The 16,117-nt window shown below is 53.6% G+C and carries 16 protein-coding genes; 5 read left to right on the top strand and 11 right to left on the bottom strand.

The window, feature by feature from the left end; translation table 11 throughout:
* Positions 1-54 precede the first annotated feature (54 nt).
* The 6 genes from pxpA to FA91_RS05630 all read right to left on the bottom strand — a co-directional run bounded on the left by pxpA (position 55) and on the right by FA91_RS05630 (position 5,627).
* The gene (gene pxpA, locus FA91_RS05655; protein WP_034913403.1) at positions 55-792 is read right to left on the bottom strand and encodes a 5-oxoprolinase subunit PxpA; all 738 of its coding nucleotides are present in this window, start codon (positions 790-792) and stop codon (positions 55-57) included.
* Entirely contained in the window at positions 782-1,714 is a 933-nt protein-coding gene (gene pxpC, locus FA91_RS05650; RefSeq protein ID WP_034913400.1) for a 5-oxoprolinase subunit PxpC, read from the bottom strand. The genes pxpA and pxpC overlap by 11 nt, the downstream gene beginning before the upstream one ends.
* Positions 1,708-2,364: a 5-oxoprolinase subunit PxpB gene (pxpB, locus tag FA91_RS05645; RefSeq protein ID WP_034913397.1), complete on the bottom strand. Its 657-nt coding sequence runs from the start codon at positions 2,362-2,364 to the stop codon at positions 1,708-1,710. The genes pxpC and pxpB overlap by 7 nt, the downstream gene beginning before the upstream one ends.
* Positions 2,365-2,483: 119 nt before the next feature.
* Positions 2,484-3,227, bottom strand: a complete 744-nt coding sequence (locus FA91_RS05640; protein ID WP_034913395.1) for a type 2 GTP cyclohydrolase I — start codon at positions 3,225-3,227, stop codon at positions 2,484-2,486.
* Positions 3,220-4,665: a deoxyribodipyrimidine photo-lyase gene (gene phrB, locus FA91_RS05635; RefSeq protein WP_034913392.1), complete on the bottom strand. Its 1,446-nt coding sequence runs from the start codon at positions 4,663-4,665 to the stop codon at positions 3,220-3,222. Before phrB ends, FA91_RS05640 begins: the two co-directional genes overlap by 8 nt.
* Positions 4,666-4,679: 14 nt before the next feature.
* The gene (locus FA91_RS05630; RefSeq protein WP_034913390.1) at positions 4,680-5,627 is read right to left on the bottom strand and encodes a DUF523 and DUF1722 domain-containing protein; all 948 of its coding nucleotides are present in this window, start codon (positions 5,625-5,627) and stop codon (positions 4,680-4,682) included.
* 382 nt (positions 5,628-6,009) lie between these two features.
* Between FA91_RS05630 and FA91_RS05625 the strand changes: the two genes are divergently transcribed.
* Complete coding sequence (locus FA91_RS05625) at positions 6,010-7,476, top strand: sulfatase-like hydrolase/transferase (protein WP_051937051.1); 1,467 nt, start codon at positions 6,010-6,012, stop codon at positions 7,474-7,476.
* Between the two features lie 54 nt (positions 7,477-7,530).
* Here the strand turns inward: FA91_RS05625 and FA91_RS05620 are convergent, their stop codons facing one another.
* From FA91_RS05620 to seqA, 3 genes are all read right to left on the bottom strand, one after another.
* A complete protein-coding gene (locus FA91_RS05620) occupies positions 7,531-7,737 on the bottom strand; it encodes a YbfA family protein (RefSeq protein WP_034913389.1) in 207 nt (68 codons plus the stop codon).
* Between the two features lie 246 nt (positions 7,738-7,983).
* Positions 7,984-9,624, bottom strand: a complete 1,641-nt coding sequence (gene pgm, locus FA91_RS05615; protein WP_034913387.1) for a phosphoglucomutase (alpha-D-glucose-1,6-bisphosphate-dependent) — start codon at positions 9,622-9,624, stop codon at positions 7,984-7,986.
* 32 nt (positions 9,625-9,656) lie between these two features.
* A complete protein-coding gene (gene seqA / locus FA91_RS05610) occupies positions 9,657-10,190 on the bottom strand; it encodes a replication initiation negative regulator SeqA (RefSeq protein WP_034913386.1) in 534 nt (177 codons plus the stop codon).
* 257 nt (positions 10,191-10,447) lie between these two features.
* On the opposite strand from seqA, the gene ybfF reads away from it, so the two are divergent.
* The 4 genes from ybfF (at position 10,448) to fur (ending at position 13,045) form a co-directional block, all read left to right on the top strand.
* The gene (ybfF, locus tag FA91_RS05605; RefSeq protein WP_034913384.1) at positions 10,448-11,212 is read left to right on the top strand and encodes an esterase; all 765 of its coding nucleotides are present in this window, start codon (positions 10,448-10,450) and stop codon (positions 11,210-11,212) included.
* Positions 11,213-11,357: 145 nt separating this feature from the next.
* On the top strand, positions 11,358-11,639 hold the full coding sequence (gene ybfE / locus FA91_RS05600; protein ID WP_034913382.1) for a LexA regulated protein: 282 nt from the start codon (positions 11,358-11,360) through the stop codon (positions 11,637-11,639).
* Positions 11,640-11,792: 153 nt separating this feature from the next.
* Positions 11,793-12,323, top strand: a complete 531-nt coding sequence (gene fldA / locus FA91_RS05595) for a flavodoxin FldA (protein WP_034913380.1) — start codon at positions 11,793-11,795, stop codon at positions 12,321-12,323.
* A gap of 278 nt (positions 12,324-12,601) precedes the next feature.
* On the top strand, positions 12,602-13,045 hold the full coding sequence (gene fur, locus FA91_RS05590) for a ferric iron uptake transcriptional regulator (RefSeq protein ID WP_034913377.1): 444 nt from the start codon (positions 12,602-12,604) through the stop codon (positions 13,043-13,045).
* A gap of 188 nt (positions 13,046-13,233) precedes the next feature.
* Here fur and FA91_RS05585 read toward each other — a convergent pair whose 3' ends face one another.
* Together FA91_RS05585 and chiQ are read right to left on the bottom strand one after the other, a co-directional pair.
* Positions 13,234-15,888, bottom strand: coding sequence for a beta-N-acetylhexosaminidase (locus FA91_RS05585; RefSeq protein ID WP_034913374.1), 2,655 nt, complete (start codon positions 15,886-15,888; stop codon positions 13,234-13,236).
* 16 nt (positions 15,889-15,904) lie between these two features.
* Positions 15,905-16,099 (bottom strand): ChiQ/YbfN family lipoprotein, encoded by a 195-nt coding sequence (gene chiQ, locus FA91_RS05580; protein WP_034913371.1) that lies wholly within the window; start codon positions 16,097-16,099, stop codon positions 15,905-15,907.
* Positions 16,100-16,117: the final 18 nt, after the last annotated feature.

Genomic DNA, 16,117 nt, shown 5'->3' with positions numbered 1-16,117 from the left:
GATGTTCAAATGTCGATAAATCGGTTTTTACGGCGCTTCAGGTGCCAGCGAATTTTACTGACTGGTCACGTTTATATTATGTTGGCTGAAGGCCTGCCGAAGCTTTGTGGCGAATGCCAGCGCGTGCGCGCCGTCGCCGTGTAAACAAACGGTATCGGCGCGCACGTTCACCCATTCGCCGCTCAGGCTCTGCACGCGCTGCTGCTGGATCATGTTCAGCGTCTGCGCAATCGCCTGCTCGTCGCTTTCCACCAGCGCGCCGGGCTGCGATCGCGGGACCAGCGAGCCGTCGGCCTGATAGCCGCGATCGGCGAACACCTCTTCACGCGTGGCGAGGCCGATGTGGCGCGCGGCCCGGATCGATTCACTGTTCGCCAGTCCCACCAGGGTTAACGCGGGATCGACCGCTTTCACCGCACGGGCGATCGCCTCAGCCAGCGCGGGTTCCTGGGCGGACTGGTTATAAAGCATGCCGTGCGGCTTGACGTGCACCAGCCGCCCGTTTTCACTCTCCACCAGCGCCTTCAGCGCGCCGGTTTGATACACCACCTGCGCGTAAACGGTTTCCGTGGGAAGCTGCATTTTGGTACGACCGAAGTTTTCCCGGTCGGGGAAGCTGGGATGTGCGCCCACCGCCACGCCAAACTCCAGCGCCCAGCGTACGCTCTGGAGCATGGTGTCGGCATCGCCGGCGTGAAAGCCGCAGGCGATATTGGCTGAGGTGACAAGCTGAAGCAGCGCGCGATCGTTGGCGCAGCCTTCGCCGAGATCGGCATTAAGATCAACTTTCATGTTCTAACCCCCATGCCATCTGCTCAAGCGCGCGTTCACGTTCGCGCTTCGCCTTCAGCGCCTCGTCCAGCGTGCAGTGAACAAAATGAATCGGTTCGCCCAGACGAATTTGGGCAAGATGATAAAGATCGGCTTCAATGACGCAGGCGATGCGCGGATAGCCGCCGGTGGTTTGCGCATCCGCCATCAGTACGATTGGCTGGCCATTCGGCGGCACCTGCACCACGCCGGGCAGCAGGCCGTGCGACAGCATCTCCCGATCCTGGACGCGCTCCAGAGGCCGTCCCTGAAGGCGGTAACCCATCCGGTTGCTCTGCGGATTGAGCTTCCATGACGTCCGCCAGAACGCCTCGCGGCTGGCTTCGCTGAATTCATGATATTCCGGCCCCGCCAGCGCGCGCACGCGATTGCCAAACAGTAACTGTCGCACGCCTGCCGGTTCGGTGAAATGATGTGCAGGCGTCACCAGCGGCAGGCTGTCACCGTCCTCAATTTTACGGCCTTTGAAGCCGCCAAAACCGGCTTTCGCGTCGGTACTGCATGAGCCAAGCACCGGCTCGATGGCAAACCCGCCGTCCAGCGCCAGGTAGCTGCGCATGCCGCGCGTCGGCATCTTCAGCGTCAGCCGCTGCCCGCGCCGAACCGGTGTGCGCCAGCCGGTCCACACCGGTTCGCCATCAACATCGGCATGGCAACCGGCGCCGGTCAGCGCAATCCAGCCGTCGCGGCCAAATTCAGCGCTGAACTGCCCCAGCGTGATTTCCAGCACCGCGCTGTTTCGGGCATTGCCGACCAGCATGTTCGCCGTTTCCATGGCGGGCTGATCCAGCACGCCGCCCGGCCCCACGCCGAATTGTCGCCAGCCGGTGCGTCCGCGATCCTGAAGCGTGGTGCTCATGCCGGCACGAAGGATTTTCAGCATATGCCCTCCTTCTGCGGAACAAAGCGCACGCTGTCGCCGGGCCGTAAATACGTTGGCGGCTGATGTGCCGGATTAAATAATTTGATATCGGTACGGCCAATCAGCTGCCAGCCGCCGGGCGCGGACAGCGGATAGACGCCGGTCTGGCTGCCGCCAATGCCCACTGAACCGGCGGGTACCTGGATGCGTGGCTCAGCGCGACGCGGCGTATGAAGACGCGCATCCAGCCCGGCCATATAGGGGAAACCTGGCTGAAAGCCGATAAAAAAGACGACGTATTGGCTGGCGGCATGGGCTTCCACCACCTGCGCGGGCGTAAGGCCGCTGTGCTGGGCCACCTCGGCCAGATCCGGCCCGGCCTCCAGACCGTAAATCACCGGGATTTCAACCTGACGTGAAGCGACCTCCAGCGAGCTGCTCTTTTCCCACCAGGTTTGCAACCATTCAATGGCATCCAGCGCCGTACTCTGCGGATCGCTGAGTATCACCGTGATGTTATTCATTCCAGGAACCACTTCCACCACTTCCGGTCTGTCTTTTAACTGGTCGGATAATCCCCAGATCCGCTGCTGGCTGCTGAGCGAAACGGGGGGTTCCAGCTCAAGCACCACAGCGCGTTCGCCTAGCAGGTAACAACGTGCTCGTTGCAAAATACTTCTCCTTCGGGCCAGATGAGCAGGCCTGTAGCGACTTTTGGCAAATAGTTATGCGGAAATGTGGGGGATGTGTCAATACATGCTGCGGGCGGCGCTGGGCCGCCCATCGAAGATCAGGCGGGGTTGGGGATGTCGATAAAGGTAACGTCAAGAGCGTGCACATCGGCAAGCCAGTCGCCCAGCGCCCGGATACCTGCGCGTTCGGTGGCGTGGTGCCCGGCAGCAAAAAAATGCAGGCCCTGCTCGCGAGCGCTGTGAATAGTCTGCTCCGAAACTTCGCCGGTAATAAACGCATCCACGCCGTGCGCGGCGGCAGCGTCAATGAATCCCTGCCCGCCGCCGCTACACCAGGCAATACGGCGGATTGTTTCAGGCGCGTTATCGCCGCAGTGCAGCGGTTCGCGACCCAGTACGGAAGCGATGCGCGCCGCCAGCGCGCTGCCTGTTAACGGTTCGCGAAGTTCGCCCCAGGGCAGCAGTTGTTCAATATGTCCCTGCACATCAATGCCCAGCAGCTTTGCTAACTGCGCGTTATTGCCCAGTTCCGGGTGCGCATCCAATGGCAGGTGCCAGCCAAACAGGTTGATGTCATTGGCCAGCAGCGTTTTCAGGCGGTTGCGCTTCATGCCCTTGATCACCGGCGATTCACTCTTCCAGAAGTAGCCGTGATGCACCAGTACCGCATCGGCCTCCAGACGCACCGCTTCATCCAGCAGCGCCTGGCAGGCGGTCACGCCGGTAACGATTTTTTTGATATCACTACGGCCTTCAACCTGAAGCCCGTTTGGCGCGTAATCATTAAAGCTGGCGGTAGCAAGTTGCTGATTAACAAGATTTTCAAGCTCGGTATTACGCATAAATATTCCTGGTTTGCGATTGTCGTGCGGCCTCAAAGGCGTCAAGCGTTTGCCTGCGCGCTGCTTTATGATCGACAATCGGCGCAGGATAATCCAGCGTGATACCTTTTTTTTCTGCCCATTCGCCGGGCTGATGAATGTATTTATCAGGCACGTCTTGCAGTTCCGGCAGCCACTGGCGAATAAAGTGGCCGTCTTTGTCGAAGCGTTCGCCCTGCGTGGTGGGATTAAAGATGCGGAAATAGGGAGCGGAGTCGGTGCCGGTTGATGCGGCCCACTGCCAGCCACCGTTATTAGACGCCAGGTCGCCATCAATAAGCTGGGTCATAAAATAGCGCTCGCCGATGCGCCAGTCGATCAGCAGATCCTTGATTAAAAAACTGGCGGTGATCATACGTAATCTGTTGTGCATCCAGCCACGTGCGTTTAAGTGGCGCATAGCAGCATCCACAATGGGATAACCGGTTTTCCCCGCCTGCCAGGCCTTGAGATGCGCATCGTTCTGCTGCCACTGAACCTTTCTCGTCCAGTCAATAAAGGGTTTATGCCGACACAGATCGGGGAAAGCCACCAGCAAATGACGGTAAAATTCCCGCCAGATGAGCTCGTTAAGCCAGCTAAAAATTTTACTGTCTACCAGCGCATGCGGATGTTCTCTTAATAACCGATGCAAACACTGACGTGGCGAGAGCACGCCAACGGTGAGATAGGCCGAGACGCGACTGGTGCCATTTACTGAAGGAGCGTTGCGCGCCTGAGGATAGTCGATGACCGGTGCCTGACAAAAGGCGCGTAAACGCTGTAACGCCTTCCCTTCACCCACCGGAAACATCTCTTCATCGATGTCCTGTAACGGGTAGTCGAAAGGCCTGAGCGCTGGCATGTCGTTTAATGGCGCGCCGTGGCGCGCAGCAGGCGCCGGAACGCATTCAGGCAGTCCTTCATGCAGACGCTTCACAAACGCACGACTGAAGGGCGTAAACACTTTGTACATTTCGCGGTTACCGGTCAATACGCTGCCCGGCGGCAACAGCACGCTGTCGTCAAAACCCTGTGAAATAACATCAATATCAAACAGTGCCCGCTCGGCCGCGGCGTCGCGCTTGCGTTCGTTAACTTCGTATTGATAGTTGTAAAACAGGCGATCAACGCTGTGCTGCTGACAGAATTCCGTTAGTCGTGCAACGGAAGCCGTATAGTCTTCGCACTCAATCGTGTGCAGCGCAATGCCCTTTTCAGCCAGCGACTGCCGAACATCCTGCACGCTGCAAAAGATAAACCTGGCCTGCCGTGGCGCCATGTCGTGCGCCGCCCACTGTTTCGGGGTGGCGATAAACAGCGCCAGTACCGTGGCGTCTTTATCGCGGCAGGCGGCATGAAGAGCATAGTTATCATGAATGCGCAGGTCGCTGCGCAGCCAAACCAGATGCGTGGCCATGAACGTTAATGGCCTTAGCGCAGACGCAGCGCTTCCGGATAGGGCGTAAAATAGCGCTGCTGCAAGAGATACGGATCGGGGTACTCGGACATATAGTGTTTAAGCAGCGTCATCGGAGCCAGCAACGGCTGCGTTCCCTGACGATAATTTTCAATCAGCGACGTCAGTTCGTGACGCTGTTTGGTATTAAGCTGTGGGCGAAAATATCCCTGAACGTGCATCAGAACGTTGGTATGGTTACCGCGCGTCGCGTTGTTTTTAAGCAGATCCATCAGGCGCTGACGATATTCCATCGCAAAGGCTTCCAGCGAGTCCCATTTTTCGATATTTGCGACAAAGCGCCCCAGCGACCGGTAATCCGGCTGCGAATGGGCCAACAGCGACAGCTTGTAACGGCTGTGGAAGGCAATCAGCTTGCCGCGCGTCAATCCGCTCCGCCACATCTCATTGAATTCATGCAGCGTGTAAACACGTTCAACAAAGTTTTCACGCAGAAGCGGATCGTGAAGACGACCATCTTCTTCAACCGGCAGCCAGGGCATCTGCTCCATCAGTTGACGCGTAAAGATCCCCACGCCTTCTTTCCGGTTGTTGTTATTGTCCTGTTGATAAATACGCACGCGTTCCATACCGCAGCTGGGCGATTTCGCACAAACAATGTAGCCACAAAGGTGATGCATATTGGCGATGACTTTATCCGAGAAGCTGCGCATCTCTTCAGTGATCGGCTCGCCCTGACCATTGCTGAAACAGAGCTCGACTGTCCCCGCGGCATTTTCGGTCAGGCGCAGCGCCGGACGCGGCGTCGGCAAGCCAATAGCCATTTCCGGGCAGACAGGCTGATAACGCACAAAGGGGGCGAGATCGACCGACGCAAATTCACAGCGCTTGTGGCCGCCGTCAAAACGAACATTGTTACCCAACAAACAGGCACTGATGCCGACAGGAATTTTTCTGTTCATATCCACCCCCTTTTTAAACCGTACGACCAGTGTAGACGCTTACGCCAAGTTATACAACAATCAAAAAGTTGTACAAGTTTGTGCGCCTCAGGTTTGATAGCGGGGCGGCAAGTAAAAAGTAAAGGTTGTGAAAATGCGTTTTCTCATTGAGTTTTTATTAACTGCATGACATTTACCAGTTAAATATTATTAACGACAATGTGAATCCTCACATAATTAATTACAGATAACATAAGAAAGTAAATTAAAAAGCTAACTTATTCGCAGCCAAAAAGTTAATTTAAACGCACCTGCTTTTTTGTGATCTTCAACACATAAAAACAGGCAAGATATAAACATACTGCCTGCGATTTTACGCTCGTTAAATAACAGGGAAGATATGATGAAAAGACAGTTAGTTTCCGCATTAGCGGTAAGTATTGCGCTTGCCTCCGGTTTCAGTCATGCCGCTTTTTCCGCCTCACAACCAAATATTATTTTAATGCTCGCCGATGATATGGGATGGGCGGATATCTCTTCTCAAGGTGGAAAAACGCCCACGCCAAATCTGGATATGATGGCGAAGGAGGGCCAGCGCTGGACACAATTTTATGTCGCATCGCCCGTTTGCTCCCCAAGCCGTGGTTCCCTGCTGACCGGCAGGGTCGAGACCAAAACAGGCCTGTACGGCAGTACGGTGCCGGTTTTTTTTGAGTCTGACCCGGATGGTTTCCCCGATGAAGAAGTCAGCCTCGCGGAGTCGCTACGCGACGGCGGCTACCGCACTATCATGTTTGGCAAGTGGCATTTAGGCTCACAGCCGGACGGCCTGCCAACGCGCCATGGTTTTGACCAGTGGTACGGTATTCCGACCAGTAATGATTTATGGCATACCACCGCGCCTGATTTTAAAACGCTGCTGTCAGCTAAAAATCCTGCCTCGCCGGAAGCCTTTGCCAACGCACGGAAAATACAGATGCAGCAGATGGCCGTACCCGATCAAAAATATTGGGACGTGCCGCTGTATGATTCTTACCGACAAAAAGGGCGCTATGTGGATTATCAGGTTCCCGGTGGACTACGGCAAAAAGACTTTACGCAGGATATTACTGCGCGAGCCGTCGACTATATTAATGAGCAGAGTGAAAAACCGTTTTTTATGTATATGGCATGGCCGCAAAACCATGTACCCATTTTTACCTCGGACGCATTTATTGGCAAAGGACATAATCGCTATGGCGATGCTATGGCCGAGGTTGACTGGTCGGTGGGTCAGATAAATAACGCATTAAAAGCACGTGGTCTGGATAAGAACACCATTGTCATATTCACCTCAGATAACGGCCCCTGGCTGCCGTTTGATAAGTGGGGCCTGTCCGGTTCGGCGGTGCCGCTGCGCGATGGTAAAAGTAGCGTGTTTGAAGGCGGTCAGCGCACGCCGTTTATCATTAAATGGCCAGGTAAAATTGTGCCGGCGGTGAAAAGTGGTCTTGGCAGCACGCTGGACATTTTGCCTACGCTGATGTCTCTGAGCCATACCGAGCACGCGCAGAAAGATCTGGATGGCGTCGATCTCTCGCCTGCCCTGTTCGGCGATACAAACTCTCCCCGTACCAGCGTGCCTTACTTTTTTATGGGCGAACTGATGGCGTGGCGTGAAGGCGACTACAAAATCGTGCTGAATGCGTTGAAAGACGGTAAACCTGCGCCGTTGGCGGCGCCGCTGCTTTATAACGTAACGAAGGACGTGAGCGAAGAGCAGGATCTCGCCGCAGCCGAGCCGGTGCGAATAAAGAATATGAAGCTGAATGCGCAGCGTTATGTTGCCTCACTGGGTGAGAAAAAAGCACCGCTTTTTGATATGGATTAAGACGCGAGCGGCCCGGAAACGGTGATATTTCCGGGCGTTCAGGAAGAGACGTGGTTAATAAAAATCACAGCCTGCCGCTTCCGTTTGTGCCATCCATACCGGCTGGCTGCTGGTTTTGCTCCATACGCGATGCAGATAGCTGTAAAATCTCGCTCGATCGCTGCGAAACAGCATTACAGGCAGGGCAACAATGCCAACGACGGCGACAGCAATGCGTCGAAGGACGATGCGGTGCAGCGGATAAACTCTATAAAGGTCCATACATCCTCCCGGAAGATAAATAAAATTGCGTTGTCTGCGCAAAATAATAACGCTTATTGTGTAATTTTACTACTCATCCGACCACTTTACGTATAAAAAAACAGCTTTTATTTTTCTGTCGCGTAATTAAGTTACAGAGCCGTTAAAAGTACGATTATTTTTTACATATTTTTAACGCAGCATGTTTACACAAAAAAAAAGCCCGACCAGCGTCGGGCTTTTTCGAAGATGAGAAAACGTACTGTATCAGGCGTTTTTCAACACTTCGCTGACGATTTCTACCGCTTCTTTCTCAATCTTTTCGCGGTGCTCCGCGCCAAGGAAGCTTTCACAGTAGATTTTATAGGCATCTTCCGTGCCGGAAGGACGCGCCGCAAACCAGCCGTTTTCCGTCATCACTTTAAGTCCGCCGATAGAAGCGCCATTGCCAGGCGCAGCCGTCAGGCGTGCGGTGATAGGATCGCCTGCCAGCGTATCGGCGCTGACCATTTCCGGCGACAGCTTAGAGAGTGCGGCTTTCTGCGCAGACGTGGCCGACGCCTGAAGGCGGTTGTAGCTTGGCGCGCCGAAACGTTCTGCCAGCTCATCGTAGTGCTGCTGGGGATTTTTGCCGGTCACCGCAGTGATCTCCGCCGCCAGCAGACACATGATGATACCGTCTTTATCCGTCGACCACGGCGTGCCGTCAAAACGCAGGAATGAAGCGCCCGCGCTCTCTTCGCCGCCAAAACCGAAGCTGCCGTCGTAGAGGCCGTCAACGAACCACTTAAAGCCCACCGGCACTTCCACCAGCCTGCGGCCAATGTCATTCACCACACGATCGATCATCGCGCTGGAAACCAGCGTTTTGCCAACCGCCACCTCTTTGCCCCACTGTGGACGATGCTGGAACAGATAGTTGATGGCAACGGCCAGGTAGTGATTGGGATTCATCAGTCCCGCAGGCGTAACGATGCCATGGCGGTCGTAGTCAGGATCGTTAGCGAAGGCCAGATCAAACTTATCGCGCAGCGCCAGCAGGCCAGCCATAGCGCTTTCGGATGAGCAGTCCATGCGGATCACGCCATCTTTATCCAGATGCATGAAACGGAAGGTTTGGTCGACCGCGTCGTTAACGATGGTCAGATCAAGATTGTAAAATTCAGCGATGCGCTGCCAGTAAGCAATACCGGAACCGCCAAGCGGATCGACGCCGATTTTCAGGCCCGCTTTCTGAATTGCAGGAATATCAATGATCTCCGCCAGACCTTCAATGTAAGGCTGGATCAGATCTTTTTCCTGAAGGTGGCCGCTTGCCCAGGCTTTATCCAGCGCGATGCGCTTAACGCCTTTCAGGCCGTCTTTGATCAGCGCATTCGCACGATCTTCAACCACTTTTGTAACGTTAGTGTCCGCCGGGCCGCCGTTTGGCGGATTGTATTTGATGCCGCCATCTTCTGGGGGATTGTGCGAAGGCGTAATCACGATGCCGTCAGCCTGGAGGCCGCCCGCTTTATTGTGCTCAAGAATAGCGTTAGAGATAGCGGGCGTCGGCGTATAGCCATTTTCCTGCTGCACAATAACGTCAACGCCGTTGGCGGCGAGCACTTCCAGTACCGAAATGATCGCCGGTTCTGACAGCGCGTGCGTGTCTTTACCTACAAAGCACGGGCCGGTAATGCCGTTCTTTTTACGTTCTTCCGCGATCGCCTGCGCAATTGCCAGGATATGCGTCTCATTAAAGCTCTGACGCCCTGCACTGCCACGATGGCCTGATGTACCAAATTTCACCGCGTGTTCAGGGTTGGTCAAATCCGGTTGCAGGACATAATACTGTGAAGTCAGTTGTGCAACGTTAATCAAATCACTCTGCTGTGCTGGCTGTCCGGCACGGGGATGATTAGCCATGGGGCGCTTCTCCCTGACGCTTATGTTATCAGTTAGAGGGTGCCGCAAACTTTGTCGATAAGCTCCGCCGGGAACTGCATCGACTGCATGATATGTTCCACCATGCTGCGTTTACGACCTGTGTTAGTGTTAGTAATTACCCAGTACGGCGTGCCCGGAATGTGCTGCGGCTTGGTATGGGTGCCGTTCTGAACCAGAGTCTGTTGATTACCCGCAAAGTAAACGCGCGTGCGGCCAAGCAGAGACTCGGTGGCGGCGGCGAATGCTTTGGGATCAAGCGTATATAAGGTCGAGAGAATAAGCATAAAGCGATTAACCGCTTTTTTCTGTTCCGCATATTCATCTGAAAGCAGGAGTTCACGAACCGCGCGAACGCGATCCTGAGGCCGTGCCTCCACACTCGCTGACGCCGTCTGTTTTGCGCCGGTTGCCGATGAGGCTGCAACGCTTTGACCGGCGGAAAATTTCAGCATACGCCGTAAAATGTCAGATGCGCTTTCGCCAATATGCTGCGTGTGGCTGGCAATATAACGGTATAGCTCTTCGTCGACTTCAATAGTTTTCATCATGATCCAGTACGATTATTGCTTATAAGAGCCGATCTGCACCTTATGCAGTCGATAAATTTCCTGAACGATGGGCAAACCTGCTCTAACATCAGGATTATAAAGTTAAATCCTGCCGGGGTGTAGCGCCAGGCCTTAATAGTGGCAAAAGTCAGAATATGCCGCAAAAAGTTCGCGATAAGGTTTTTCGCCATGCCGACAGGGAAATATGCATTTATGATACCCTAACCCTTCGGCCCATCCGTAAGAACTTTGCTATGAAATTGAATGCCCGCCTGCAAACTGAACAATCTGAACTGACCGATGCCCCAGTCGTGCTAATCCATGGCCTTTTCGGCAGCCAGGACAACCTTGGCGTGCTGGCAAGGGGGCTGAAAGATACCTGTGGGCTTGTGCTGGTTGACGTGCGTAATCACGGCCTTTCTCCCCGCGCGGAGGAGATGGATTATCCGGCCATGGCGCAGGACATTCTTGATACGCTGGACGATGCGGCTATCGGGCAATTCTCGGTGGTGGGCCACTCAATGGGCGGTAAAATCGCCATGGCGTTAACTGCCCTTGCGCCGGAGCGCGTCAGTAAGCTGGTGGTGATTGATATGGCGCCCGTTGCCTATCCGGAACGGCATCATGACGCCATTTTCGCCGCGCTGAACGCCGTTACCGAGGCAGGTATTACGCGACGCAGCGACGCTGCCGACCTGATGCGGGAGATGCTCAATGAAGAGGGTGTTATTCAATTCCTGTTGAAATCGTTCCATGAAGGTGAGTGGCGTTTTAACGTGCCGGTTTTATGGCAGCACTACGACGATCTTATTGGCTGGAATGCCGTTCCGGCCTGGCCGCATCCGGCTTTGTTTATTCGGGGGGAGCGCTCACCTTATCTGGACGACGCTTACCGTGATGCGCTGCTTTCCCAGTTTCCGCAGGCACGCGCGCACGTTATCAGCGGTGCCGGACACTGGGTACATGCTGAGAAACCCGATGCCGTTTTACGCGGTATCCGACGCTTTCTTGCACAATAAACAGAAATATTCAGTCGATTTGTTAAATCGTTGTCGCGGTAAGTTTTGCCAGGGTATGATGGCGCGCTCATTAAGGGCCGCTGGTTGTATTTCAGGCGTTAAGAGCCCATTTATTAACCCTTCAGCCTTTCATTAGTACGATCCTATGGCAAAAGAGAACACGGACCGCACGACGATCGACCTGTTCGCCGATGAACGACGTCCGGGACGTCCAAAGACCAACCCGCTCACGCGCGATGAGCAGTTGCGTATTAATAAGCGCAATCAGCTCAGACGGGACAAAGTGCGCGGCCTGAAGCGCGTTGAGCTGAAAATAAACGCCGAAGCTGTTGATGCGCTCAATCAGCTTGCCGAAGCGCGAAATATCAGTCGTAGCGAGTTGATTGAAGAGATGGTGCTGGCACAGTTAACCCGCCAGCAGCGTTGAGTTTTAACCTTACAGAATGCGTTATCTCACAGCACAAAGCGACAAAAGCAGGAGCATTTCACGTTTATACCCTTCTGCCTCTCTGCTATTATTGCCTGAATCTGTTTTATCAGCAGCCACCATATCAATACGTTTCAAGAGGTTACTAGACGCATGGCAATCGTAGGCATTTTCTTTGGTAGCGATACGGGCAATACGGAAAACATTGCAAAAATGATTCAGAAGCAGCTCGGTTCTGACGTTGCTGAAGTTCATGATATCGCTAAAAGCAGCAAAGAAGATCTTGAAGCCTTTGATATTCTGCTTTTAGGCATACCGACCTGGTACTACGGTGAAGCGCAATGCGACTGGGACGACTTTTTCCCTACGCTGGAAGAGATTGATTTCAACGGTAAGCTGGTTGCCCTTTTTGGCTGCGGCGATCAGGAAGACTATGCTGAATATTTCTGCGATGCGATGGGCACCATTCGCGACATTATCGAGCCTAACGGCGCGGTGATTGTTGGTCACTGGCCGACCGAAGGTTACAATTTTGAAGCCTCTAAAGGGCTTGCGGACGATACGCATTTCCTTGGTCTGGCTATTGACGAAGATCGTCAACCCGAGTTGACCGCTTCCCGTACGGAACAGTGGGTAAAGCAGATTTATGAAGAGCTTCAGCTCAAAGAGATCCTTGAAGCATAACGAACACTTTAGCTTGATGTGAGAGAAGTCACATCAAGCCAGTGGTTTTTCCTATAGAAGTGATAGATACATATTTGTAACTTTTGCCCGCATAACTGTAGAATACCCGCATCGGTTATCCAGCCTTTTGAGCAGTTTGCTCTGGCGGCGACTACGGCAGCCCGTTTCCATTTCAACGTATCAGTTCTATAATGAGACGCAGTTTGCTTTCTGTGTCGACCGATGTTCACGGTTTTTCAGCCACTTAGTGACTAGCAAAGTAACAGGATAATATCCGCATGACTGACAATAACACCGCATTAAAGAAGGCCGGCCTGAAAGTCACGCTTCCACGCTTAAAGATTCTGGAAGTCCTTCAGGAACCAGAGGGCCATCACGTCAGTGCGGAAGACTTGTATAAACGCCTGATTGATATGGGCGAAGAAATTGGTCTGGCCACGGTTTACCGCGTGCTGAACCAGTTTGACGACGCAGGGATTGTGACGCGCCACAACTTTGAAGGCGGTAAATCCGTATTTGAATTGACGCAGCAGCATCATCACGATCATCTGATTTGCCTGGACTGTGGAAAAGTGATCGAATTCACTGACGAATCCATTGAAACACGCCAGCGTGATATCGCCACGCGGCATGGCATCAAGCTCAGTAATCACAGTCTCTATCTGTATGGTCACTGCGCAACAGGCGACTGTCGTGAAGATGAGTCTTTGCACGACGAGTAATCGGCCCTGACGCCATAAGTATCAGTAAGATGAACTGCACCCGAAAAGTTGGCTATCCGACAAGTAAGGTGCAGTTTTTGTTTTTAGCGTGTAAAGATCTCACCGGTCGCATTACCCTCGACTACCGGTAATTTACGCTCTTTAAACGCTCCGCTAAGTGAAAACGGCCCTGTTTCGGGCCGTTAATCTCACAGTATTTCAGTGCGACTGAAACGTTTCCCATCCGCGCTGACAGCGCGAACGCTCACATTGCCTGTCACGGACGGTCTTGCACCGGCATCATAACGCTGCCAGTTTTTTCCCTGATCCACGCTGTACTCAATGGCCACGCCTGGTAAGGCGATATTGACGTTTAATTTCCCATCAACAATACGCGCGCCAGGAACCGGCAGACGATAGTGAATGCCCCGCTTATCCAGTTTTGCCAGTTCGCGTTGTCCGAGCAGGTTGGCAAATCGCTGCCAGTCTTGATGCAACGCCTGGCGATCAACGTGCCCAGTTTCTCCACCGATATATTCCCTGCCCGCCTGGTAATCCTGCTCCCATGCGGCACGATGCCAGGCGCGTTCAGCCACTGAAAGAATACGAGGGAAAATCATATATTCTGTGTTGTCGTCAGTGCGCGACGTTTCGCTCCAAAGCTGGGCGGACAAGCCATACGCGCCCGGCCAGGCTTTGTCAGATTTTGCAGTAAAAGTTTTACCGTCGCGATCGACCGAGGTCTCGGCGTTCTGCGGCAGGTTATTAGGTGCAAAACTGAACATTTTCCGCTCATCGCTAAAACGGGTTCCCCAGTAGTAGCCGCGTTCCAGCGGATTCACTTCATAGGGAAAGTCCACATAGACATAATCAGGGTTGGAGATGATGACGTCATAACCTTTGTTTGCCCAGTCGTTGGCAGAGTTAAAGCCTCCCCAGTAGAGCGTATCCCAGAAGTTAACGGCAACGCGTTCAGTGGCAAACGCTTTAGCATTTTCCGCATCCTTCAGCCCGTCTTGCCAGGCCTGCATTTTTTCAATGCCGTGTTGCTTAACCTGCTTGCTGACCTGCAATGCAAAATAGCTGGGCAGATGTTCCAGATCCGCCACCTTGCCTTCTTTAATCATTTTCTGACAAACCAGCGATTTCGCCCACGGTTTGTCTTCTTTGCGCATATCAAGTAAGCCCGTACCCGCTACCGGCTTGTTAATGTCGGAATAACCGGCGCCCAGACGAATATTTTTTGCTTCGTCGCCGCCGAAGTGCCAGGTTTTAAGCGGTTGCCCGGCCTCACCGTGCATTTTGTTAATTTCACCGATTATCTTATCGGTAAAGCGCAGCGAAGAATCCAGGCAGGGGTTCAGATAGCTGGTACGATCGTAAAGCTGCACCGAGGTCGTGTTGGAATTATCCGTGGGATCGACCAGCCGATACTCTGAGGCTTCGGACGTTTTGCCCATTTTCATCAGACGATGATAGCGGGCTTCCATTGAGATTACGGCAGCCCTGGCATGAGCCGGCATGTCGATCTCCGGGATCACCTCAATATTTCTTGCCGCGGCGTATTTCAAAATATCAATGTAATCCTGACGGCTGAAATGACCGGTGCCGTTATTATTGGTGTCCGGGCCGGAGCCCAACTGCGGCAACAGGCAGCGCCGCTCGGTCAGATCGTGACAGCGCTTTCCACCCACCCCGGTAAGTTCAGGCAGGCCAGGAATCTCAATACGCCAGGCTTCATCGTCGCTCAGATGAAAGTGAAATACGTTCATTTTCCACGCGGCAAGCTGATCCAACATGCGGAGAATCGCCGCTTTGCTGTGAAAGTTACGTGCAACATCCAGGAAAACACCGCGATAGGGAAAACGAGGCGCGTCGCTGGCTTTCAGAGTGGCAATTTTTGCGCTGCCGTCCGCGGGGAGCAGTGAGAGGATCGACTGAAGGCCGTAAAATACACCGCCTTGATCGTAGCCAACCACCTGTGCTTTTTCTTTATCAATCACCAACTGATAGCCACCGGCAATCGCCAGCTCAGCATTCAACATGTTGCTGTCAATTCGCGTGGAAATCTCATAACCGCTGGCGTGCTCTTTCAGTCCCAGTAGCTGGAACCGCTGCTTTACCGCCTGCGCTTTATCAGCCGACAAACCGGAGAGATCGAGCTTTACGCCTTTCGACAGGTCAGCGTCCCCGGCCGTAATCTCAATCTGCAATGGCGTCGGAACAATCTGCCCTCTTAGCGCCGAAGCGGGAAGCAACGCCACGTCGCTGTTTTTATCAAAGCGACTGGAAGCCACCATCAGCACATTTTTGTCGTCCTGGGTGCGCTTCCACTGTTCGCCAAAGGGTTCGACGAACGTTGTCAGATCGTCCGAGTCGGTATCGATCATGATTTTCGGTTTCGCATCACCTGAGGTCACATACCATCGCGGCATGACATCGGTGATAAAAAGCTGCCAGTATTCGTTAATGATGGGGATCTCTACGGACTCACCGGCAGCGAATCCCCTGAATTTGTCCGTGGGTTCCAGTCGCGTCAAATCCCCAACAATATGCACCATACGAAACTGATCGCTTTCGACCTTTAACGTTTCGTGGACGTTGGACATATATATTGCCCAGTCTTTGCTGTGGATTGCCGGACCATGGTTGGTCAGGGTAATGGTTGCACGATTACAGGCGCTCCAGTCGGCGCCCAGAGCCGCGCAGTCAACGCCATGCTGTGCGGCCTGATTATCGGTGACCTTGTACTTCACGCCAAACTGGCTGATTTGATCGACAATTTTCTGGTTCGCCTTCGCGTAGCCACTTCCTGATGCTGACATCAACGCAACCGCAATAAGGCTGGCTTTGAACGTGTTCATCCGTTTTCCTTGTCCACTAGTAAGAGGTGTGTTCTGTTTCCTGCTGAAGCTTGCCGCATCGTGCCTCAATGTTCTCCGCGCCGCCCATCTGTTCAGCATCCAGACAGCGCTGATAATCAAGGCCGGGGATGGTTTCCTGTGGCTGCTCCGCGCTTTTTGTTGCACACGCGCTGAGCATCAGCATGGCGATGAGCGCTAGCATAGATTTCATATGGCATTCTCCCTTGAC

The organism is Erwinia sp. 9145 (assembly GCF_000745075.1).
Classification (GTDB): Bacteria; Pseudomonadota; Gammaproteobacteria; order Enterobacterales; family Enterobacteriaceae; genus Erwinia; species Erwinia oleae.
The sequence above is the reverse complement of the archived record's forward strand: the minus strand, read 5'-3'. Positions and strand labels throughout refer to the sequence as shown.

Coding starts and splice junctions, on each gene's coding strand:
- fur (WP_034913377.1), top strand. CDS start 12,602: ATGACTGACAATAACACCGCATTAAAGAAGGCCGGCCTGAAAGTCACG.
- phrB (WP_034913392.1), bottom strand. CDS start 4,665: ATGGCCACGCATCTGGTTTGGCTGCGCAGCGACCTGCGCATTCATGAT.
- ybfF (WP_034913384.1), top strand. CDS start 10,448: ATGAAATTGAATGCCCGCCTGCAAACTGAACAATCTGAACTGACCGAT.
- seqA (WP_034913386.1), bottom strand. CDS start 10,190: ATGAAAACTATTGAAGTCGACGAAGAGCTATACCGTTATATTGCCAGC.
- FA91_RS05620 (WP_034913389.1), bottom strand. CDS start 7,737: ATGGACCTTTATAGAGTTTATCCGCTGCACCGCATCGTCCTTCGACGC.
- chiQ (WP_034913371.1), bottom strand. CDS start 16,099: ATGAAATCTATGCTAGCGCTCATCGCCATGCTGATGCTCAGCGCGTGT.
- ybfE (WP_034913382.1), top strand. CDS start 11,358: ATGGCAAAAGAGAACACGGACCGCACGACGATCGACCTGTTCGCCGAT.
- FA91_RS05640 (WP_034913395.1), bottom strand. CDS start 3,227: ATGCGTAATACCGAGCTTGAAAATCTTGTTAATCAGCAACTTGCTACC.
- pxpC (WP_034913400.1), bottom strand. CDS start 1,714: ATGCTGAAAATCCTTCGTGCCGGCATGAGCACCACGCTTCAGGATCGC.
- fldA (WP_034913380.1), top strand. CDS start 11,793: ATGGCAATCGTAGGCATTTTCTTTGGTAGCGATACGGGCAATACGGAA.
- pgm (WP_034913387.1), bottom strand. CDS start 9,624: ATGGCTAATCATCCCCGTGCCGGACAGCCAGCACAGCAGAGTGATTTG.
- FA91_RS05585 (WP_034913374.1), bottom strand. CDS start 15,888: ATGAACACGTTCAAAGCCAGCCTTATTGCGGTTGCGTTGATGTCAGCA.
- FA91_RS05625 (WP_051937051.1), top strand. CDS start 6,010: ATGAAAAGACAGTTAGTTTCCGCATTAGCGGTAAGTATTGCGCTTGCC.
- pxpA (WP_034913403.1), bottom strand. CDS start 792: ATGAAAGTTGATCTTAATGCCGATCTCGGCGAAGGCTGCGCCAACGAT.
- FA91_RS05630 (WP_034913390.1), bottom strand. CDS start 5,627: ATGAACAGAAAAATTCCTGTCGGCATCAGTGCCTGTTTGTTGGGTAAC.